Here is a 20491-nt window from a genome sequence, read left to right on the forward strand (position 1 = left end):
GCTCACTCTCCTATTCATAAATCGAATACTTCTTCTCTAAGATGCTAAAAAGTTTGACCAGTATAGAAGAAATAATCAGGTACAGCACAAAAGCGACGATAAAGGCGGTAATGTCCGAATCCCGGGTGAAAATCTGGTTGGAAATACGCAGCAAATCCGGCATGGCAACCACCGCCAATAAGGGGGTATCCTTCACCAGGTTCACCGCCTCACTGCAGGTAGGAGGCAATACCCGCCGGATGGTTTGAGGAATAACAATCCGGCGCATGGTCTGAGGATAGGTCATGCCCAAAGCTTTCGCCGCTTCATATTGGCCTTTGTCGATGGATTCGATGCCGCCCCGGAAAATCTCCGTCAAATAGGCACCATAATTCAAGGTATAGGTCAGGATCGCTCCGGCAAAATCGGGCAGCCTGATACCGATCACGGGTAAGCCGAAAAACACGAAAAAAAGTTGCAGCAGCAAGGGCGTGCCCCGCCAAATCCAGGTATATAAAAATAAGATCCATTTTATAATTTTCGGTCCGCTTACTTTGCCGATGGCGGCTAAAAGGCCCAAAGGCAAAGCAAAGATCAGCGTGGCGAAATAAATCTTTGCGGTTAATTGTAAGCCCGACAAAATAAAGGGCAGAATGTCCAAAACATATTTGACATGATCCATGGCTATTTTATCCCCTTACATGTGCATACAATAATGAAAATTCCTTATTCGTAGATGGAAAATCTTTTTTCTAATCTGGCAAAGATCTGAACCAAAATAGACGAAATGATGAGATAAATGATAAAGGCCACAAAAAAGGGCGTAATCTTAAAATCTCTTGTCACAATTTCCTTGGCGGAACGAAGCAAATCGCTCATGGCGATGGCTGCCACCAATGCCGTATCCTTAAAAGTAAGGATGGCTTCACTGCACGTGGCAGGCAATACCCGGCGGATGGTTTGAGGGATGATAATGCGGCGCATGGTCTGCACATAATTCATGCCCAGGGCTTTGGCCGCTTCATACTGGCCCTTGTCAATGGATTCAATGCCCGCCCGGATAATTTCCGTTTCATAAGCCCCCACATTTAAAACAAAGGCAATGATCACGGCGGTAAAGGGTGACAATACAATGCCCAAGTAAGGCAGGGCGTAATAAATAAAAAATAGTTGCAGCAGCAATGGGGTGCCCCGCCAGATCCAAGTATATAAAAATAAGATCTTTTTCAGAAATACCGGACCGGACACTTTGCCGATGGCGGCCAGCACTGCCAAAGGAAGAATTAAAACAACCGCAATGATGTATATCTCCAGAGATAGCAGCAGCCCTTTTAAAATATCCGGCAATATCGTCAAAACGTAATCCATTGTTTTCTCTTATCCCCTTGCGCTTTGTCATTTATGACCCGGTTAAATGCCACACATCCTATTGTACCAAAATAAAATGAAATAGGAAGTATTTTTGTTTACTTCCTATTTCTTTTATTTCCCTATTTATTTCTTATTTCTTAATAATATCCGACCCGAACCATTTGTTGCTGATCTCGGCCGCAGCGCCGTCCGCCTTCATTTCATCGAGCACCCGGTTCAGCTCAGCCAGGAAAGCTTTATCCTCCATGCGTACACCGACCCCATAGGGTTCTTTGCCCAGGTCTTCTTCCAGGATCGCGTATTTGTCAAGGGCTTTATCCTTGTTAATCAGGTACCGGCCATTCATTTCATTGGTCACGACCGCATCAATACGGCCAGCCTGCATATCCATTAAGGCCTGGGTGGGACTTTCAAACTTTCTCACTTCTTTAATTTCAGAGGAAATGGGATCATTCTTCACCGCATCTTCCGCGGTACTGCCTAATTGCAAGCCAATAACTTTACCGGCCAGATCCGCCTTAGTCTTAATGGCGGAGCCTGCATTCACCACGATAATATTGCGGTCTTCCATATAGCAGTCGGTAAAGGCGATTTCCTTCTCCCGTTCGGGGGTAATGCCCAGCGCATTCCAGATCACATCAATATCCCCGTTTTTCAGGTTCATCAAAACTCCATCCCATTGCACCGGCTTAAAGACGACTTTAACGCCCAGCCTTTCCGCTGCTTCTTTGGCTAAATCGATATCACAGCCCACTAGTTCTCCTTTTTCATCCCGGTAACCCGCCGGCGGGTAATTATCGTCCAAACCGACCACAAATTCTCCTTTTTCCTGAATTTTAACCCACGACTGATCCACTGATTGATCGGTGGTCCCGGACTGTTCTGTCGTCCCGGACTGCTCTGTGGTATCGGCCTGTTGTCCGCCGCAGCCGGCAATAAGTAACGAAATGGCACAAATGGTCACAAATAAAAGAATCCACCTTTTTTTCACACTATCCTCTCCTTTGTTAAAATATTAATTACATATTCCCTAAGGGTATTGTACTATAATACATTAACTCAGTAAAGCTAGGGGCAGTAGGGCAAAATCTCCCAAAGCGAACATGGGTACCATCATTATATAACACCAGGAACAAAATATGAAAAATACCGTACAAATTATTACCTGTATTTTCGCCAATCATCATCAGACTCCTCCATCCAGGAAAGGAATTTTTCATAAAACTTAAAATTTTCTTTTTCATAGGAAAAAACAGGCTTTTTTTGCCTGTTTTTTGCCCATGGGCTGACGATGAAACCGGATAAAGCAATGGTTAGAGGATAACTTTCACATTTTTCCGGCCAAATTGCAGCGCTTTCTCATGGGTTTCCATGTAGATATCGATTCTATTTCCCCGGAAATTGCCTGTGTCTTCCGCCACAAACCAGCCCATTCCCTCAATATACACTTTTGTGCCCAAGGGGATCACCTTGGGATCCACCGCTAAGGTTCCTTTATGTACCTTCACACCGCTTTTGGTGATACCGTCACTTTTCCCACAGCATTTCTTACAACTGCAGTAGGCAGTCGCTTCAAAAATCTGTGCTGTTCCGTACTCCCGATGCCTGGATACATTGGTTGCCTCCGGCTCCCTTTTGGCCTTTGCGGCATTTTCATTTTTCTTTGGCTCGGGGGTATTTTTTTCCTGCGCTTTTTCCCATACAGCCACTTGCTTTTTCTCCACCGCTTTAACCGGCGGTAATACCTTCTCCTTGCTTAACCCTCGGACGATCTTATCTGTCGCTGCTACTTGCTGGACCGGCATGGCTTGTCCGGGAGCCTCAATGGGAGCCGGTTCTCCTTGACAAAAAAACATGACCTCCAACAAAAGAACGAGCATAAATTTTTTCACTTTTATCACCTAATACTTAAATTTTCTTATCCTCTCCCAGATTTATTATTTATTTTCCCTATTTGTTCATTAAATATACATATATTTCCATATTTTATTAATTTGCTACTCTTTTTATGTTGGAGACACAAGAATTCCATTTTTTTCTCTCATGACAAAACAAAAACAGCCTTTAGATTTTTTCTTTCAATCTAAAGGCTGTTTTTGTTTTATTGCGTGCACCGGGCAAAATTCGTCTGTATAATAGTACTTATGAAGGAGTAAAAATTTTAATACCTGGAGGTCTTTTCTTTCGTTATGTTAATCGATGTTCATACCCATTGTTTTCCCGATCATCTAGCGTTAAAGGCAATCCCTGTTTTAGCCAAAAGAGCCGGCATCACGGCTTACGCAAACGGTACCATAGAGGTACTGAAAAAATCCATGGGTTGCGCAGGAATAGACAAAAGCGTGATCCTCCCCATCGCCACCAAACCGGAACAAACATCCGTCATCAACCGCTGGGTGGCAGGGATAGAGGACAGTACCATCATCCCTTTTGCTACCCTCCATCCGGATTTAGATCACTGGCAGGAGGAACTCCGGTGGATCGTGGAGCAGGGCATCAAAGGCGTTAAATTTCATCCTTATTATCAAGATTTTTATGTGGATGAAAAAAGGATGTTTCCCATCTATGAAAAAGTGTTCCAATCCGGTTTAATCGTGCTGTTTCATGCCGGCATCGATATGGGCTTTCCTGATCCTTGCCGCTGCACCCCCCTCCAGCTCAAAAAAGTAGTGGAAGATTTTCCCGGCGCCCGCATCATTGCCGCTCATATGGGGGGGTACCTCTTTTGGGACGAGGTGGAAAAATTTTTGGTGGGAAAGTCCTTATTCCTGGATACCTCCTTTTCTTTTCACAAATTAGGGGCCGCCGGCATGGAAAGGCTCATTCAAGCGCATGGTGCGGAAAAAATTCTTTTCGGCACAGACTCTCCCTGGACCGACCCATCAAAAGAAGTCTCCCAGATCAAATCGTTAAAATTAACGGATCACCAATTAGACCTGATCTTGGGCGGCAATGCGCAGCGATTATTGAAGCTGTAAGCCTTAAAAAAAAGCGCGCCTGGTCGCTGCGCTTTTTTGGGGATCCGGGTAACCCACTAAATGAATATTGCTTACTTGCTGATCCCCTAAGACCCTTCAGACCAAGGGGCAAGCATAACGAGACGAGGATGCGTTCGGCAACGGGTCCCCCTGCAGGACCCAATGGGTGGGCAACTTAAGCCTGGATATGGAATCGAACACCTGCATAACCTTTGGATAACTTACTTGATGGGTCCCTTTGTCGGACGCTGGGACCGGAACCAGGTCTTGAGATAGGCGGAATTCCGGTCCAACTGGATGCCTCTGTCTTCCAGCCTGATCAGAATCAACTCTTCCAATCCTTTTGCGTTTACCTGGCGGAAACTCTCCAGCCAGGGAAGGGAAAAGGTGAACAGGAGATAGCCGTCTGCCAGAATCCCCGCCATGGTTTCACTAAATTTGATGCCAAGTCTATGATCGGGTAAAAGGGAATGATTCATGGCCTGAATAACCTGCCGTGCATAATCCTCTGTGGAGAGGAGACCGCTTTCCTTCCCGTGGGTCAGACTTATTTCTTCCGGTATTCTGTTTTCCACAAAAATTCCTCCCTTAAAAACAAAAATCCCTGCGCAGAAAGGGATTCTAAGCAATTTACTTATCGTCCCTCAAGCTGGCGGTAGCACCTTGTTTCTCAACAGGTTGCTGTGAAGTCATGGAGCCAGGTCTCTACTTCACTCTGGATAAGCAATTATTCACGATCCGGAAAACAAAAAAACCTTCCTGCTCCGCACAAGAAGGACATCTGAACTTTAATTAGACACCTCCCATCGCTTAGCGGTAGCACCTTGTCAGGGACAGGTTGCTGTAGGGTCATCGGACTAAGTCCCTCACCTACTCTTGATAGAATAATTTATAGCTATGGTACCAAAAAATAGAAGTCCCGTCAAGGGTAGAAAAGGGATTGATCTCCCCTGAAAAAAATTTGCTCCGCACAGATAACACATGCGGAGCAAAAACCATCCTCTATTATGATTGACGGATCGGATTTTGGATCTCTTGGTCTTGATCGTGTTTCCCGGATCCGGGTAATCAGTCCCCGGATCCCGAAATTTTTTTTATCTTAGGCAAGCAGTTTTGCACACAGTTCTACAGCAGAAGCGGCATCGGGAGCAAAGCCGTCGGCGCCGATCTCATCGGCAAAGTCCTGGGAAATAGGTGCGCCGCCCACGATGCATTTAGCTTTTAAGCCTTCTTCTTTGATTAATTCAATGGTGTCTTTCATGTGCAGCATGGTGGTGGTAAGAAGAGCGGACATGGCTACGATATCCGGGGTATGTTCTTTGATTGCAGCCACAAATTTTTCCGGAGGAATGTCGATGCCTAAGTTAACTACACTGAAGCCGCCGCTTTCCAACATCATACCCACCAGGTTTTTACCGATGTCATGAAGGTCGCCTTTAACGGTGCCCAGTATGATTTTTCCTTTGCTGGGCATATCTTTGTCGGCGATCAAAGGTTTCACAATTTCAATACCGGAGGCCATGGATTTTGCGGACATGAGTACTTCAGGAACAAACATTTCGCCGTTCTTGAACCGGGCGCCCACCACATTCATGCCGGCGATTAAACCCTGGTTGATAATATCAAGAGGGTTTACTCCGGTGTCGACCATTGCTTTCGTTTGTTCTTTCACCTGAGCCTCTTTTCCGGAAATCACACTCTGGGATAACGCTTCAAAATTTGCCATACGATCTTCTCCTTTATCTTTAAATTACTTCCTCCTGTTCAGGAATGCCCCGGTAAAAAAATATATTTATTGGGGTCCAAAGGGAAGTTGCGGGATCTTCAGCTCTTTCATGATTTCTTTCATCACCCGGTCTACCTCGCCCGCCTTTTCCGGGGCCAATAGATTGGGGGTTCCTTTTTTCAGCATTTCCTCGACCCGTTCCCGGGCCCGTACCAGCGTCGTTTTCGCGCCCATCGCCTCCCAGACGTCACGGTTGCTGCGTTCAATTACGGCAGAAGGCAAGTAGGGCTCCTTCTTGAACCAATGAAAGGTATGTTCCGTAGACAAAAAGTCTCCCCCCGGTCCCAGGGAAGAAATTAACTCTTCCGCCACCGTCTCCTCCGTAAACGCGACACCTTTTCCCAGTCTTTTCACCATGCCGCAGATATCGTTGTCGATCATCAGCTTCTCCATGCTGATAATGGTGCAGAAATCAAGGACACCGGGCCCTGAAATCACATTAATTCCCCCCAGCAGGGCCAGCATGCCGCTCATCCCTGTTTCCAAACCCGCCTGGGCATCGATTTCCTTGGCGTCGCTGAGGCAAGCATAGGTATGGGTGGGCAATCCATAATATTTCCCCATTTGGGCGTAACAAACAGAAATCATGGTGGCCTCCAAAGCACTTAAAGAGGTGGTGCTGTAGCGCATATCAAAATGCATGGGGGCTCCCCCGTACACGACCTTGGCGCCGGGAGAAACACATTGGGCCAGCACGATCCCGCTTAAAACCTCTACGGTATGGACCAGCACCGATCCCGCCAAAGTGGCCGGGGAACAAGCGCCCGGCATAGGCACGGAAATAAACTCAATGGGCAGACCCCAGCGGGCGCAGTCGATCACATTTTGACAGCTGATATGGGTCCACTTTAAAGGGGCCGAGGAACAAATGTCCGCCACAATCCGGGGCCTGGCCCGGAGTTCTTCATACCCGCCTACGGCAGCAGCCAAAACATCCCGGATTCTTTTGATCCCTTCTACGCTGAAGGCGCCCCCAATGGTGGCTTTTCCGGCATTCTTCAGAATTAAATAGAAGCGGTAAACATCGCCGATCTCTACAGGCACATCATGCATCACCAGGGCCGTGGAAAGCAGGTCGATGTTCTCCAGGGCGTCCCCTAAGAGGGACAGTTGAACCAAGTCTTTCGCCACCGTCGGCCTTACCGTCTTTCCGTCTGATTCCATAAACTTGAGCACGGCGGAACCCGGATCAAAATAGGACTGATTGCCCCCTAACTCCACAGCCAATGCCCCGTCCCGCTGATATAGATCAAATGACCCGGGCACCTGGTTTAAGGCATTCAGCACCATGGGGGCGGGAAATTTGGCTATTTTCCCTTCATGGTCGACGATGGCGCCCTGTTCCTCCAAAATATGCAGGGCTTCTGCCGAATCAAATTTTACCCCCGTATTGTGCAGAATCCTTAATGCTCTTTCATGCAGGGAAACAATCTGCTCATTGGTCAGTAATCTTAAGGCGGGCTGACTTTCAAAAGAAAACTTTTTCACACTGGGTACCTCCCCCGTTTTTATCCTTTTGATCAAAAAACTTAGAGAGACTCTGCTGGGGTCTGATTTTTATGCTGATCTTTTTTTATTTTTCTCAGCAGAATGCCGCTGGCCATAAAGCCGATGACGCTGAATACCGTCATAAAGGTAAACATAATCTTATATCCGGCAATCCCCGGGTTGGCGTCCATCCAGTTGCCAAATAAGGTATAAATGAAGGCTTCCGGCATAAATCCGATCAGGGAAGCAAATCCCACCGCAGCACCCGTATATTCCATGGGAATGGAGATTTCATCAATGGCGGCAAAATAAATCCCCCTGGTGACAAAGACGGATAAGGCCAGCAGCACCATGGCCAGCAGCCCTGCCCACAGGAATTTGGGATCGCCGGGGATAAGAAGAAAGGCGATCAGGGAAACAATAATCAGGGCAAAAGCACCCAGCAGCACTTGCACCGAAGACCCGATCTTGTCCGCCACAAAACCGCCCACGGGACCGCCCCCGATGGCCAGCACATAGGTGCGGATCAGCCCTAAAGCAGCGGCCAGGGATACGGAAGCGCCGAAAATCTCGGTCAGATACGGCGTTAAATAACTTTGGGCCGTATATTGAATATAGGAGGAGAAGATGATCAAAGCGATCAGCCACACCCCGGGTATGCGGACCACTTTGCCGATATCCTTTAGCACCGGGTTGGAGGGACCGTTAGACTTGTCATCGTTAAATAAAAACCAGGTAAATACTCCCGCCAGAACCGCCAGGCCGGCATAGCGAAAAATCAGCCAACGCAAACCAAAAACAGAGGCGCCCAGCCGGTTAAACAAGGCCAGAAACAAAAAGCCGTAGAGGGTGGGGAGCAAGCCGCGCCCCCCTTCCAGAATGCCGAAAAGCCTGCCCTGTTCACTTCTGTCGCCCAATTGCCGGGTCCCTTTGATCAAGGCAGCCCAGAAGGTGAGGGTGGTCGTGACCGCCCAGCCTACATGGATGGCCAGCTGCATATGGTATCCCGGGAAGGTGCCGAAATAGAATCCGATCAATCCCGTGGCAACCAGGGAAAATGAAATCAGCTTCCGGCTGGAAATACGGTCGGCCAGCCAGCCTCCGGGGAAGTAACAGAGCATGGCAATAAATCCGTAAACACTCATGAGGGTACCCAGTTCGGTATTGTTCAGCTTGAGGGCCTCTTTCAGTACATCATAATAGTTGTACCGGAGATAAGGCAATTCATAAATGGCACTTCCCGCCAGAATCAGGATAAACATCATGATAACCCGTTTTACGTATCCGGTATTTCCCTCGCTCAATTTTTTCCCCTCCCCAGCCGGGCCTCCGCCCGGGCAAGAATGGCGTCGATTTTCTCTTTTTTACTTTGCTCCAGGGGCTTTGGCTTATGCTCGCTGAGAATGCGCTGTACCTTTTCATATGCCTTGTCTTGCATGGTCTTGCCCCCGTCTTTTTGCCAGGCATCATAAATGGCCCTGGTGGCCAGTTCCGGACGGAAGAGCACGCTGCGCAAATATTTCACGGTATGCTCCTGCACAATGAAATTCCCCCCGGGTCCCACCTCGTGAATCATCTCAGCAGCCATCCTGTCCTCATCAACGATCACACCCTCAGAAAGGCGGCGCGCCATGCCCACGATTTCGTCACAAATTGTGAGCAGATGAATGGATCCGGTCATGCCGATGTCCATCATGCCTAAATCATGGACCAGATTAGCCCCTGAGCCCAGGGAAAAAATAATCTCCATGGTCACTTCCGCAATCGCCTGGGCATCAATGACCTTGGCATCAGTGGCTCCGGCCAGGCCAAAGGTAGGAATGCCCAACCACCGGTAAATCTGTGTCGCCGCGGCATCCTCCAGACACATTTCGGGACTTCCGTAGGCCGCCTGCAAGGTACTCATATCCAATGCCCCCGCGTTGGCACTGGTGATAATAGGCGCGCCGGGATTGACCAGCTGGCTGATCACCACACCGGTAAGCCCCTCGGAAAGGCCCACGGTGAGCGCGCCGGCAATGGTGATGGGCGTAGTGCCGCCCAAGGTCATCCCCGGAGAATAAACGGCCGGAATCCCTTTTCGGGCCAGAAGCATCAGTTTTTCCACCGCCTCTTTGGTATGCACCAAAGGGGTAGTCGGCTCCGCGTACATGATCAGATTGGGTTTGGCGCGCAAGCAGTCCATACCGCCTACCGCTTCCGCACACATGTCAATGATATCGGACAGATTTTCCTTGGTAAATGCCCAGCTTAATATAGGTTTCGTACTGTTCTGGATCATAGCATGGACTTCGTGAAGATCGGCCAACTCAGGGGTTTCGTCTCCCACCATACATAAGGACATTAAGAAATCCACGTTTTTCAGGGCATCGGCTACCTTGGCCACATCAACGACATTCTTTTTTGTCGCCGGTTTCCGTTCCATGGTCACCGGATCAAAAAAATAGGGGCAGGTCACACCAGGCCCAAAATAGCTGTTATGGCCGCTCAACTGCATGGCCAATTCTCCCTCCCGGTTGTAAATGTCAATACAGGACGGAGCACTTTCGATGGCTTTCCGGACCACCGCTTCCGGTATTTTTACCAGATGATCCTCCACCTGGCAGCCTGCTTCTGCCAGGAGCCGGCATGCCTCCTCACTATAAACTTTGACCCCGGTACCTTCCAGCACCGTAAGAGCCCCGGCAAAAATAGTCTCCATCTCCTCATGAGACAGCACTTCAATACGCATCTTAGCCATTTTTTTCCTCTCCTCATTTTACTTTGTCACATCTGCCCGGGTAAAAAATCAGATTTCAAAAAATGTCTAGACATTTCATTATTTAAAGTGTAAACTATGCCCTAAGGACAGAGTCAATAGGGTGAGGTGACGGGATGAAAAAATATTTGACCACCGGAGAGGTTGCCAAACTAAAGGGCATTACACCGAAAGCCCTGCGTTTGTACGACAGAATGGGGCTGGTAAAACCTTGTTATGTGGATTTGGACACAAACTACCGTTATTATTCCATTAACCAGTTATTTGAAATTGAAATGATTGTTTTGTTTAAAAGTTTAGGCGCAAACCTGAACAGCATAAAAGGAGTCCTGCATACGCAGGACAGCCTTCATTTTGCCAAATTCTGCGCCGAGCAGCGTCAACGGGCCCAAGAGCAAATCGCCCTATTACTTGAGGGCTGTGCCAAATTTCAGATGCTGGAAGAACGGATTTACCGGGACAGGGAACTTCTTAATAAGGAAGGTATTTACTGGCGGGATATGGAAGATCGTGCCGTCATCATGCGGCCTTGTTCCACCGAACCCACCCACGATGATACCTATCGAATCTACTTTGACGTGTATAAAGAAATCCGGAAGAACAAGCTGTTTACCATCTATGCCACAGGATCCCAGGTGCAGATTGATCCAGCCGCAAAACTGCTTCAGTACACAAATATGTTTGTCGAGGTCTATCACGACGCCTCTTCCAAGGTAGAACTGCAAACCCTTCCAAAAGGCCGCTATATTTGTATCAATTACCGGCGGCATAACAGAGAGCAGCAAATTAATAAATTGCTGCATGCCTTAAAAGAATATAACATTACTCCTGTTTTCGCCATTGAGGCCGACACCTTTGTCGATATTGTTGATTTATCAGATCCTCTGATGGAAATTCAGGTTTTAACCGATCATTTTACAATTTTACATTCTTAGAGAATTGACCATTTAGCATAATTATGATAAAATTATGCTAACTCAATTAAAGGAGTGATCGCATGCCGCAAATTAGACCCGTATCTGATTTAAGGAATAATTTTGCTGATATTTCAAGAATTGTTCACGAAACCGCTGAACCGGTATTCCTAACTAAAAACGGTTATGGCGATATGGTTGTGATGAGTATGGAAGCATATGAACGTCATCAATTTGAAAGTGAAGTATATTTCAAATTGAAGGAAGCCGAATTAGAGGCTAAAATAACGGATAAGAGATATTCCCATAAAGAAGTGTTTGATGAATTAAGATCAAAACTTTCTGATCAAGTGGAGTCCGGTGATGTATGAAATCAGGTATTTAGCCTTGGCCAGGAAAGATTTAGCCGATGTCACAGACTATATCGCCGATCATTTAAAAGCACCAAAAGCTGCGATGGATTTATTGGATGCTCTGGATGAATCCATATCCAGGCTTGGGCAATTCGCTTATTCCTGTAAGGTGTATCAGCCCATCAAGGCATTGCCTGATGAATACAGGCTGCTGCCAGTCAAAAATTATGCTGTCTTTTATGTAGTGAAAGCACAGGTGGTGGAAATTCATCGGATTATTTATTCCAGGATGGACTCGAGTAAAATAATAAAGTAATGCCCATAAAGAAAAGGGGCTGTTGTGAAAATTTCTTGTGGATAGTTTGGTGTGCTCCCCGCCAAGTGGACAGGGGAAATATAAAAAATTTGTGATGACCGTCATCTTAATAGGGGTGGCGGTTTTTCTCATGCGGCCAGCAGCGCCTTATGAGCCTCCATCGGCCGGGTCATCAGGTTTCGCTGGTATCTTTACTTTTTTATTGCCTCCCCAGTTATTTCAACATGATGCATTTTTTTCCTCCAGCAACTCTAAAAGAAGACAAATATCATCCTTAAGAAACAACATAAATGAGCCTTTCCAGGTTTAAGTGAAAAGGCCCAAAAATATCTTTAAATATTTATACATTCACCAATTAGTCTTTAATTTTGGTATTGTTGCAATTTATTTAAACCGTCAATCACTTCATCCAACGGCAGATTTCCATCTTTTAAATCCCATTCCGTTTTATTCATCAACCTTTTATAAAAATCAATTCCTTTATCAACCATTTCAACGTCATAATAAGTGGATTCCAGTAATTCATAAAGTAGATCTTCTGCTTTCGCGTACTGTCCGTTGTGTTCATAGTACTGAAACAACAAGACCTGCGTGTCCTGGGGCATTACACGGTCACTGATAATATCGATAATTTCCCGAATCTTTTCCCGGTGCTGTTCTGAAAATGTTTTACCGGTGGACAAAAACACTTCAATTAAGACATTTAGACTCTTAAAGTATAAATTATTGCCCATATCATGGTTGCCCTCTAAATCATACAAATCGGCTTTTTCTTTAAGCAGCTCCGCAAGCATTAGACTTTTTGCCTGATCCAATTTTCCCCCCGTACTTATGAGCATAAGCAAGGCTTTATAATCTAGATTTTCTATTGTCTGGGGATTTAGCCCAAATAAATCCTTCAGCGCCTCGTTTACTATTTGCTTTCCTTCCTGATACTGCTTTCTTACTTTGAATCCTGCTATTTGGGCAAGAAACGAGGAAAGTTGCTCAATCATTTTCATGATGTAATCATTTTTTATCATTCATATGCCTCCGGAAATTTTCTCCTAATCGCTGATTAGTTTCTTACATTTTAACATTTTTAAAACATATATTGCATGTTCCATTAAATTCCGCATTGGCATCTAGACCTAGAGCCTTCCCTCATAGGGCTTTTATATACCGGTCTGGTTCTTCACCTATTCGACAAACGCTTCTTTGAGCTAATACCTTTTCATGTGATAAATTATACTAGTGCTTACTGCAGATTAATACCTACGTAAAATTATTATATATCAGTTAAAAACAAGGGGGTAAGCACTCTCTGCCTCCCTCTTGTTTAGTATAAATCTATACCACTTATATTTTTTTAATTTGATTTACACATTCTAATTAAACCATAATTGACACATTTACAGGGATACTTTGCTTAATTGATATGGCATAATATTCCTTTGAATCGTAGTGCTTGACCTAGCACAATAGGTTAAATTATTTACCTTTGCTATTTGCTAATACTGATTTTACAGCTTCTCCGATCTCTTCATAGCTTGTGCATCTGCAAATATTGGACTGCAGCCACTCCTCAATAGCAGCCTCATCTGCATCCGGATGGGTGTTTACCAGGCTATGGCAGTTCATAATAAAGCCGGAGGTACAATAGCCGCATTGAAAACCTCGTTTTTCAATGAATGCTTTTTGTATCGGCGTTCCCTCCAAGCCTTCAATCGTCACGATTTCATGCTGGAAGGCCTCTATGGCCAGCATGAGGCAGGATTTAAAAGGCAGCCCGTCCAGGAGCACGGTACAGGCGCCGCAGTCACCATTTTCACACCCTATTTTAGCCCCTGTCAGCCCCAATTGCTCTCTAAGGACTCTTAAAAGGGTATCTGCCGGTCTGACAACAACCGTTCTCTTTTCGCCATTAACATGAAGCGCCAGCTTCACGGCCTTTTTGTATGCCTTCATAAGCTCTCTCCACCCCATTTCACTAAGATATCCTCAAGCAAATTGCTCAGCACAAACCTTCTGTATTCCGAAGAGCCCTGAATGTCATCCAGGATGGGCCCCGGCACATGGCTTATTGCCTGCTTTATTCTGAGCTCCTTCGGCATCCCTGTATTATTTATATCCGCCTCCATCCTCTCGGACCTGAAAGGGAAATCACAAACGCCGCTAAACGCCATTCGTATCCAGTTATCTCTTTTAAGCGCTGCCATACTTATTAACGGATAACCGCCTTTGCCCTGCTTTGTCTTCTTGATGCAGAAATTGGGCAGCTTTGAATAGCTCATATCGGTTGCAAGCTGATAAACCAATTCTCCTTTTTCAATCTGGAGGCTTTTATCAAAAACTTTATTTATGGAAAGCACCCATCTCCCGTTTTTTCCGCAAATAATCACGCTGCTGTCTGTAACCAAATAGCCCAATACGGCTTCTTTATATGGGATCTTGCCGCATATATTTCCAATAACCGTTATCTTATTGCGTGCGGTATGATCTGCCGGAAACCCTGCTGTTTCACTTAATACCGGAAAAGATTTAAACTCCCGCAGCTGCGTTAATGCTATTGACGCCCCTATGACAAGCGCATTGTCTTCTACGGCAAAGACCCGGCATTCAGGAATTTCCTTTATATCTATTACAGCCTTTGTTATTAATTCATTTGTCCTTGCCATAGTGATTATCTCGGTACCCCCGGAGTAATATAGCGGCTGCTTATTCATGGAGGAAAGCGCATCGTAGATATCGACTGCCTCGCTTAATGAATCCGGCTTATAGTATTCAAAATTATACGGAATCATGGTCTTCCCCTCTTTTTACTCTCCAAATATACTCAGGAATCAGAGGCAATTTGTTCAGCGGCACCCTTGCCGCCCGGGACAAGCTGTTGGCAAGCGCCGCCGGCATTGCAACGGTTCCGTATTCCCCGACGCCTCTGGCGCCGTAAGGCGCATCCGCTTCAGCCGTCTGTACAAAGTCTGCAAGGTATTGGGCATTTTCTCCGTACCTGAAGGTTCTATAGGTTCTTAATTGGATATTCTGCACAATTCCTTTTTCGTCGAACAAAAATGCTTCTTTACTGGCAAAGCTAAGCCCGGTGTTCATGCCGCCGGTAAGCTGTCCTTCCGCCAGCTTAAAATTTATAACGGTTCCTGCATCGATGACGCAAGCAGCTCTTAAGAGCTTGTAGCTGTGGTCAAGTTTATCATACTCCACCTCTACCGCACCGGCACCAACCGTCCATTCCGGTCCCGGATTTCCTTTCCCTGTCTGCTTATTTATATGAGTCAGATGCTCCATAACATAGCTTCCTCTTCCGATCACCTGCCCTTGGATAGAGTTTCCGTTCGGATAGGTGTATCCTAATGCAATATCCTTTATATCGATACCTGTGTCAGGGTCACTTTTTAAAAATATTCTTCCATTGCACATATCCAGCTCATCCGGCAAGGTCCGCAATACGATAGAAGCCGTCCTAAACAGCTGCCTGATGGCATCCTCCGCAGCCCGAAGCGCTGCATTTCCTGCCAAAAAAAGGCTTTTGCTTGCTACGGTTCTCCAAGTATTGGGATCGGTTTGAGTATTGACCTGCATGATTACATGAACCTTTTCCACACCCATCCGCATTTTTTCCGCCAGTATTTGGGCCAGACCGGTCTTGGTGCCCTGCCCCATCTCTACGACGCCGCAAATAAGATTCACGCTTCCATCCGGATTAAAGGTAATAACCGCTCCTGCTTCTGTGTTTTGGACCCCTCCGGAGTTCTTCCAGAAGCAGCTGATGCCTTTGGCCCTGACCTTGCCATCTTCACGATCCGCAATAATTCCGTCATTCCAATCAATCAACTCAGCCACCTTTTGTATGCACTTGGGCAGATCCCCTACATTATTCCTATTCAATACAGTTTGCGTGGCACTGGTATGTCCAGGTAAAATTGCATTCCTTAACCTTAATTCCATGGGGTCCATTCCAAGCTTATCCGCTAATATATCCATTGCCCTTTCAACCGCAAAAGCCTGTTCAGGGTGTCCGAAGCCCCTGAAAGCGGTGGCATAAGGGTGGTTTGTATAGACGCAGATTGAATCGCACCATACGTTTTCGATGTTATAGGGGCCGGTACAGTCAAGACCTGCAGACTGGCTTATGACGACTGCTCTGTCGGAATAGGCCCCTCCGTCAAATAAAAGGGTAATCTCTGCCGCGGTAAGCAGTCCATTCCGTTTAGCTCCCAGCCTCACTTTTGCTTCCAAACCGATATGATCCGGTGAGGTTATGAGGTCCTCCTCCCTCAAATTGGTTAGTTTAACAGCCCTTCCTCCCACTGCGCCGGAGCAAAGTAAAGCGATAAATTCCAGCTGTACGGAGGTTTTGCCCCCATATGCGCCACCGACAAAGGGAACATTTACGATTACCTTTCCGGGCGCTATCCGGAAAAAACGGCTTATTTGATCTTTTATGATAAAGGGGGATTGGGAACAGGCGGTAAGGATCACATTTCCATCCGGCTGTATCTCCGCTATGGCAGACCTTGTTTCCATCGCCGCATGATCGGAGGGCGGAATAAAAACGCTGGCCTCAGCGATAACCTCACTGGCTCTGAAGCCTTTTTCCGCATCCCCTTTTCTTATTTTCGTTCTATTCGCAATGTTTGTACCTGCTTCAGGGTAAGCGCCACCCAGAACCTTATACTCTCCAAGCCTTTCATGGACTAAAGGCGCATTCATTTTTATTCCTTCTCCAGGCGAATTGACCACTGGCAGAGGCTCATATTCTGCCTTAATCAGGTATACCGCCGCTTGCGCTTCAGCGTCGCTATCCGCCACCACCACGGCTACAGGTTCGCCATGGTATCTTACTTTGTCTATTGCTATCGGAGGTCTGTCTATAATAAGCTCACCAGTAAGATGCGGAAAATATGCCCCGGTCAAAACCGCTCTGACCCCTGATGCCTTCTGCGCTTCAGAGCAGTCAATTGCTTTTATCCTGGCATGGGCGTAGGGACTTATTAACATTCTTGCGTACAAAAGCCCCGGCTTATTGAAATCATCTGTATACACGGCCGCGCCGGTTACCTTTCTTTTAGCGTCCTTCCGCTGCACGCTCCGGCCTATAAGATTATAGTCGTCCATATGCCGCTCCTGCATTTATCATTTATTTCTCCCTAAAATATATTTGCCTCAGGCACCTCTTATGAATTTATATGCCAAATATTTACAACCCCCTTAGACGCAAAAGAGTCCTGGATTCAATCATTCCAGGACTCCGTTACTGCCTATCCCCCCGGGATGCTTACAAACCAACATAAAATCCTGCCTCTAACCTTCCCTTAACTATAAAGAAGCAATAAAAAAAGGCCGGTTAACGACCTGCTTACAAAACTATAAGGGTTGGTCCCCATCGCGTGAATTGTCTGTGAATATACTAAGCAAGATGTCAACCGGCAGACCCACAAAGTCGATTGTCAGCAAGCCGATTCCCTCCGATCAAGATAGACGGGATTCCGTCGCAGTTATTTGGATTCCGGCCTTATTTTACTTTCAGTGTCCGCAGGTACGCCTTTGCTTCGTCGCCGATCCGGTAGCTCTCAATCGATTTCTGAATAGCTTTGTTATGCGTCCACTTCTCCAAACGCTGTTCCTGAATGTAGGGCAAAGCCGCTTCGTACTGCTTGGCCAATGCCGTTGCGAAATACCAGGCGATCATCATGTTGATATAGTATTCATCTGATCGGATACCCGCCACAAGTTCAAGCATCTCCGGCCGGAAATCGTCATCGAGATAGAAGCTCATCAGCATTCCGATCCCGAAGCGCACCGTATAGGTCCGGCCGGATATCAGCCAGACTTTGATTTTTTCATAGAGCTTGGGCAGATGCTTTTTAAATATCTTCGGTGAAATCAGGTCACAGGTTGCCCAATTATCTATGTACGGCAGAAACTTGTCAACGGCGTCAATAGCGGCATCATAATCCCTGATCGTTTCAATCAGGAAGCCGTGCAGGTTATTTTCTTCATAATACGCGTGCGGCAGAATTTTGATAAACTCCGAAGCCTCCGGCGTTTTGGAGAACTCCCGGGCGAGCTTCCGCAGATCCGGCGTGCGGACGCCGATCACGGTTTCCGGGTTCACCGTCGGCATAAGTTTACACGCAAACTCTTTGTATTTCAGATCCCGCAGCTCGAATAGCCGGCGCCGGACCTCTTCTTCTGTGCAGCTCATATCGTTTTTCCTTTCATCAACTGAATGTTTGTTAATAAATTCAGCCTGCCCAGCCAATGGGATTTATTAACCAGGTAAGCGCTTAGAAAGCACCTCTATTTTTTAGCATTTAGAATAAAAAGAGAAGCATCCTGATTCATAAATATCCTTTGTCCACTATAAAATGTGTGTGCACCAGCAGATGCAAAGCCGACTTGTTTGACCAAACGTATCAACTCTTTTTGCTCAAAACCATTATGAACTTTATCGGATATTATGCTTTCGTTTTTGTCAAAATCAACAATTATCAAATGACCGTCTTTTTTTAGTATATCAAATAATTTTGTCAAAATTAAATGGCAATCTGTAATGTGAAGAAGAACCTGGGACATTATGACATAATCGACTTGTAATGTGCGGGGTACCTCTACCGAAAAATCACAACATAACGTGCTTGCGGATTCAATATGTCCATTTTCGATTTTTCGTTTAACTTGTTCGATCATTTGCGGGGACGAATCTACAAAGAGCATTGATATAAATATGTCGATTAGGCCCAAACCAACAAGACCTGTTCCACAACCATAATCCAAAGCAGTTTTCTCTTTTGTGTCCGCTAGCTCGGAGCGTACTGCTTGTACGATGATTTTAGCCGTGTTCACTCTATCCTCTGTATCATATCGGCATGCCATCTGTTCAAAAATATCATTTGTTTCCATAAAATTTCTCCTAATAGTTTGCCCATTTAATAGATAACGTACCTTTATCGCCCACTAGTATCTTCATCTTCAAAATATTTATAAAGGGTCTTGTATTGAGGTTTGTTAAGTATGTCAAGTTTTCCGCCTGTTGCTAGTTTAATAATATCTCTACACTTTTTTAAACGGTGTAACATCGGAATAACCACAGTGGAAGCATGGTCTGTGAAATCATATATTTCAGTCTCTCTTACCGGTAATTTATATCCCTGTGTTGAGCTAGCAATAATAATACCTTCGTCACGAAGTTTAGCTATAATCTTTGTTCTTAAGTAGTGAGCATTCAGTTTAATATTTTTATACTGATTTAGATGGTTCAAGAGTTCCCGCGTAGGAATGTATTTTTGATGATCAGAATCAATAAACTTAAAACGCAAATATTTTAAGGTAAGTACTTGTTCTTTTATAACCTTATCGTCATTGGTTTCATTTTTTTTAATAAATTCATTTGTCAATCGTAAAGCTGTCTGTGCAATGATATGATTAAACTCTCCAGTATCATTTTCAGCATGCATGACGTAGGAGGTATACTCAATTGGCCAAAACTCAATTCGTATCCTCTTTTTATTTAAAAGCTGATGGTATGTTTTTGCCTCGGGGCAATGCTTACGTTCATCGTATATGTATGATAGTGTTCCACTAACAAAATCCGCTAACTGTATTAGTATGCTATTTTTACTATCATTGAACCAGAAATCATATGAGTCGAATAAAGACTGATTAGCGTTTTCCATAACATATTTTCTAAAACTATTCATATACTCCTTAGAACCATGTTGGTCAGAAATCATGCATAAACTTGGATATACTTTTCTTAATTCCATATGTAAACGATTATTTATAAATTTATAAAAACTTTGCTTATGTATTAGTCCACAATCTTTGTAAATTTTTCTCTTGTCAACGACAACAGCAAAAAAAGAAAAATCAATCTTACTAAGTTCAGCAAGAATTCTTTTTCTTCTATCATGGTCACTGCCAACGTTACTCGACTTTATTTCTCCATTGCCAAAGTATTTCTCACGCACTGCTTCAATTTCTGTTTCTAGCTTTTGAAGATCATTTTCCTCAACAATTATTGCAGTAATAATAAAATGTGTAGAAGTTTCCTGATTATCAAAGTTAAGCCCCGAGTCACCGCATTCGTTCATAAAAGCATATTTAGTACTCATGATAAAATCCCCAATGCTTTTTTATCTATTCCATGGTTAAGACCTTCAGTAACTTCCATCATAAATTCCTCCCTGAATACTTCAAAAATTATATTAAATCATTTCTAAAATACTAAAATAGTCTTCATATCCAAAGATTCACGAAGAAGTTTTAACATGTCTTGATATTCTTTCAAAACATACGAATTGTTATGAATCCTCTAGTCTTTCCACCTATGTACACGAGCTTATTTTTCTAATGGAAAATAAACTTCACTAATACCTTAAATTATAACTCCTATCAATATAAAAATCACCAAAATTTTCCTATTGTGATTCAGGTAATGAGTCGGGGGACGGTTCTCTGACTCACTCTAAAATCCATTGTAAGATTTTCTCTAGCTCCAGCATCTCTGCCAACTGTCTAATAGAAAATTTGATTGTTTTCAATGATAGCA

General features: G+C 45.0%; 21 protein-coding genes and 2 riboswitches. Of the genes, 4 read left to right on the forward strand and 17 right to left on the reverse strand.

Annotated features, from left to right (window positions below; all coding sequences use genetic code 11):
- Positions 1-10: 10 nt before the first annotated feature.
- The 5 genes from DCMF_RS17815 to DCMF_RS17830 all read right to left on the reverse strand — a co-directional run bounded on the left by DCMF_RS17815 (position 11) and on the right by DCMF_RS17830 (position 3206).
- Positions 11-661 carry an amino acid ABC transporter permease gene (locus tag DCMF_RS17815; RefSeq protein ID WP_148135666.1) on the reverse strand — a complete coding sequence of 217 codons (651 nt, stop codon included), beginning with the start codon at positions 659-661 and terminating at the stop codon, positions 11-13.
- A gap of 44 nt (positions 662-705) precedes the next feature.
- Positions 706-1347: an amino acid ABC transporter permease gene (locus DCMF_RS17820; RefSeq protein ID WP_148135667.1), complete on the reverse strand. Its 642-nt coding sequence runs from the start codon at positions 1345-1347 to the stop codon at positions 706-708.
- Between the two features lie 133 nt (positions 1348-1480).
- Positions 1481-2341, reverse strand: coding sequence for an amino acid ABC transporter substrate-binding protein (locus DCMF_RS17825; RefSeq protein ID WP_148135668.1), 861 nt, complete (start codon positions 2339-2341; stop codon positions 1481-1483).
- Between the two features lie 28 nt (positions 2342-2369).
- Positions 2370-2537: a hypothetical protein gene (locus tag DCMF_RS29305; RefSeq protein WP_214658708.1), complete on the reverse strand. Its 168-nt coding sequence runs from the start codon at positions 2535-2537 to the stop codon at positions 2370-2372.
- 126 nt (positions 2538-2663) lie between these two features.
- A complete protein-coding gene (locus tag DCMF_RS17830) occupies positions 2664-3206 on the reverse strand; it encodes a 3D domain-containing protein (protein ID WP_214658709.1) in 543 nt (180 codons plus the stop codon).
- A 333-nt stretch (positions 3207-3539) separates the two neighbouring features.
- Between DCMF_RS17830 and DCMF_RS17835 the strand changes: the two genes are divergently transcribed.
- On the forward strand, positions 3540-4328 hold the full coding sequence (locus tag DCMF_RS17835; RefSeq protein WP_148135670.1) for an amidohydrolase family protein: 789 nt from the start codon (positions 3540-3542) through the stop codon (positions 4326-4328).
- Between the two features lie 221 nt (positions 4329-4549).
- Here the strand turns inward: DCMF_RS17835 and DCMF_RS17840 are convergent, their stop codons facing one another.
- The 5 genes from DCMF_RS17840 to DCMF_RS17860 all read right to left on the reverse strand — a co-directional run bounded on the left by DCMF_RS17840 (position 4550) and on the right by DCMF_RS17860 (position 10342).
- The gene (locus DCMF_RS17840) at positions 4550-4903 is read right to left on the reverse strand and encodes a hypothetical protein (RefSeq protein WP_148135671.1); all 354 of its coding nucleotides are present in this window, start codon (positions 4901-4903) and stop codon (positions 4550-4552) included.
- 56 nt (positions 4904-4959) lie between these two features.
- A riboswitch (SAM riboswitch) is annotated at positions 4960-5054 on the reverse strand.
- 74 nt (positions 5055-5128) lie between these two features.
- Positions 5129-5214: riboswitch (SAM riboswitch) on the reverse strand.
- 213 nt (positions 5215-5427) lie between these two features.
- A complete protein-coding gene (locus DCMF_RS17845; RefSeq protein WP_148135672.1) occupies positions 5428-6054 on the reverse strand; it encodes a cobalamin B12-binding domain-containing protein in 627 nt (208 codons plus the stop codon).
- 66 nt (positions 6055-6120) lie between these two features.
- Positions 6121-7602, reverse strand: coding sequence for a trimethylamine methyltransferase family protein (locus DCMF_RS17850; protein WP_214658710.1), 1482 nt, complete (start codon positions 7600-7602; stop codon positions 6121-6123).
- Between the two features lie 41 nt (positions 7603-7643).
- Complete coding sequence (locus DCMF_RS17855) at positions 7644-8906, reverse strand: MFS transporter (RefSeq protein ID WP_148135674.1); 1263 nt, start codon at positions 8904-8906, stop codon at positions 7644-7646.
- Positions 8903-10342 carry a trimethylamine methyltransferase family protein gene (locus tag DCMF_RS17860; RefSeq protein WP_148135675.1) on the reverse strand — a complete coding sequence of 480 codons (1440 nt, stop codon included), beginning with the start codon at positions 10340-10342 and terminating at the stop codon, positions 8903-8905. The genes DCMF_RS17855 and DCMF_RS17860 overlap by 4 nt, the downstream gene beginning before the upstream one ends.
- A 134-nt stretch (positions 10343-10476) precedes the next feature.
- Between DCMF_RS17860 and DCMF_RS17865 the strand changes: the two genes are divergently transcribed.
- The 3 genes from DCMF_RS17865 to DCMF_RS17875 all read left to right on the forward strand — a co-directional run bounded on the left by DCMF_RS17865 (position 10477) and on the right by DCMF_RS17875 (position 11943).
- Positions 10477-11295 carry a MerR family transcriptional regulator gene (locus DCMF_RS17865; RefSeq protein WP_148135676.1) on the forward strand — a complete coding sequence of 273 codons (819 nt, stop codon included), beginning with the start codon at positions 10477-10479 and terminating at the stop codon, positions 11293-11295.
- 62 nt (positions 11296-11357) lie between these two features.
- Positions 11358-11645, forward strand: a complete 288-nt coding sequence (locus tag DCMF_RS17870; protein WP_148135677.1) for a type II toxin-antitoxin system Phd/YefM family antitoxin — start codon at positions 11358-11360, stop codon at positions 11643-11645.
- Positions 11638-11943 (forward strand): type II toxin-antitoxin system RelE/ParE family toxin, encoded by a 306-nt coding sequence (locus DCMF_RS17875; protein ID WP_214658711.1) that lies wholly within the window; start codon positions 11638-11640, stop codon positions 11941-11943. The genes DCMF_RS17870 and DCMF_RS17875 overlap by 8 nt, the downstream gene beginning before the upstream one ends.
- Before the next feature lie 362 nt (positions 11944-12305).
- Here the strand turns inward: DCMF_RS17875 and DCMF_RS17880 are convergent, their stop codons facing one another.
- From DCMF_RS17880 to DCMF_RS17910, 7 genes are all read right to left on the reverse strand, one after another.
- Positions 12306-12965: a DUF6483 family protein gene (locus DCMF_RS17880; RefSeq protein WP_148135679.1), complete on the reverse strand. Its 660-nt coding sequence runs from the start codon at positions 12963-12965 to the stop codon at positions 12306-12308.
- Between the two features lie 448 nt (positions 12966-13413).
- Complete coding sequence (locus tag DCMF_RS17885; RefSeq protein ID WP_148135680.1) at positions 13414-13890, reverse strand: (2Fe-2S)-binding protein; 477 nt, start codon at positions 13888-13890, stop codon at positions 13414-13416.
- Positions 13887-14726: an FAD binding domain-containing protein gene (locus DCMF_RS17890; protein ID WP_148135681.1), complete on the reverse strand. Its 840-nt coding sequence runs from the start codon at positions 14724-14726 to the stop codon at positions 13887-13889. Before DCMF_RS17890 ends, DCMF_RS17885 begins: the two co-directional genes overlap by 4 nt.
- A complete protein-coding gene (locus DCMF_RS17895; RefSeq protein WP_148137966.1) occupies positions 14713-17055 on the reverse strand; it encodes a xanthine dehydrogenase family protein molybdopterin-binding subunit in 2343 nt (780 codons plus the stop codon). Before DCMF_RS17895 ends, DCMF_RS17890 begins: the two co-directional genes overlap by 14 nt.
- Positions 17056-17452: 397 nt before the next feature.
- Positions 17453-18145 carry a DNA alkylation repair protein gene (locus DCMF_RS17900; RefSeq protein WP_148135682.1) on the reverse strand — a complete coding sequence of 231 codons (693 nt, stop codon included), beginning with the start codon at positions 18143-18145 and terminating at the stop codon, positions 17453-17455.
- 95 nt (positions 18146-18240) lie between these two features.
- Positions 18241-18843: a class I SAM-dependent methyltransferase gene (locus DCMF_RS17905; RefSeq protein ID WP_148135683.1), complete on the reverse strand. Its 603-nt coding sequence runs from the start codon at positions 18841-18843 to the stop codon at positions 18241-18243.
- Positions 18844-18887: 44 nt separating this feature from the next.
- On the reverse strand, positions 18888-20054 hold the full coding sequence (locus DCMF_RS17910; RefSeq protein WP_148135684.1) for a DUF3800 domain-containing protein: 1167 nt from the start codon (positions 20052-20054) through the stop codon (positions 18888-18890).
- Between the last annotated feature and the right edge of the window lie 437 nt (positions 20055-20491).

Source organism: Candidatus Formimonas warabiya (assembly GCF_002777255.1).
GTDB lineage: Bacteria > Bacillota > Dehalobacteriia > Dehalobacteriales > Dehalobacteriaceae > Formimonas > Formimonas warabiya.

What these genes read in the sequence shown, in the direction of transcription:
- DCMF_RS17885 (WP_148135680.1), bottom strand. Translation starts at nt 13,890, where the DNA reads ATGAAGGCATACAAAAAGGCCGTGAAGCTGGCGCTTCATGTTAATGGC.
- DCMF_RS17835 (WP_148135670.1), top strand. Translation starts at nt 3,540, where the DNA reads ATGTTAATCGATGTTCATACCCATTGTTTTCCCGATCATCTAGCGTTA.
- DCMF_RS29305 (WP_214658708.1), bottom strand. Translation starts at nt 2,537, where the DNA reads ATGATGATTGGCGAAAATACAGGTAATAATTTGTACGGTATTTTTCAT.
- DCMF_RS17865 (WP_148135676.1), top strand. Translation starts at nt 10,477, where the DNA reads ATGAAAAAATATTTGACCACCGGAGAGGTTGCCAAACTAAAGGGCATT.
- DCMF_RS17830 (WP_214658709.1), bottom strand. Translation starts at nt 3,206, where the DNA reads ATGTTTTTTTGTCAAGGAGAACCGGCTCCCATTGAGGCTCCCGGACAA.
- DCMF_RS17820 (WP_148135667.1), bottom strand. Translation starts at nt 1,347, where the DNA reads ATGGATTACGTTTTGACGATATTGCCGGATATTTTAAAAGGGCTGCTG.
- DCMF_RS17815 (WP_148135666.1), bottom strand. Translation starts at nt 661, where the DNA reads ATGGATCATGTCAAATATGTTTTGGACATTCTGCCCTTTATTTTGTCG.
- DCMF_RS17875 (WP_214658711.1), top strand. Translation starts at nt 11,638, where the DNA reads ATGTATGAAATCAGGTATTTAGCCTTGGCCAGGAAAGATTTAGCCGAT.
- DCMF_RS17895 (WP_148137966.1), bottom strand. Translation starts at nt 17,055, where the DNA reads ATGGACGACTATAATCTTATAGGCCGGAGCGTGCAGCGGAAGGACGCT.
- DCMF_RS17890 (WP_148135681.1), bottom strand. Translation starts at nt 14,726, where the DNA reads ATGATTCCGTATAATTTTGAATACTATAAGCCGGATTCATTAAGCGAG.
- DCMF_RS17870 (WP_148135677.1), top strand. Translation starts at nt 11,358, where the DNA reads ATGCCGCAAATTAGACCCGTATCTGATTTAAGGAATAATTTTGCTGAT.
- DCMF_RS17860 (WP_148135675.1), bottom strand. Translation starts at nt 10,342, where the DNA reads ATGGCTAAGATGCGTATTGAAGTGCTGTCTCATGAGGAGATGGAGACT.
- DCMF_RS17845 (WP_148135672.1), bottom strand. Translation starts at nt 6,054, where the DNA reads ATGGCAAATTTTGAAGCGTTATCCCAGAGTGTGATTTCCGGAAAAGAG.
- DCMF_RS17905 (WP_148135683.1), bottom strand. Translation starts at nt 18,843, where the DNA reads ATGGAAACAAATGATATTTTTGAACAGATGGCATGCCGATATGATACA.
- DCMF_RS17910 (WP_148135684.1), bottom strand. Translation starts at nt 20,054, where the DNA reads ATGAGTACTAAATATGCTTTTATGAACGAATGCGGTGACTCGGGGCTT.
- DCMF_RS17880 (WP_148135679.1), bottom strand. Translation starts at nt 12,965, where the DNA reads ATGATAAAAAATGATTACATCATGAAAATGATTGAGCAACTTTCCTCG.
- DCMF_RS17900 (WP_148135682.1), bottom strand. Translation starts at nt 18,145, where the DNA reads ATGAGCTGCACAGAAGAAGAGGTCCGGCGCCGGCTATTCGAGCTGCGG.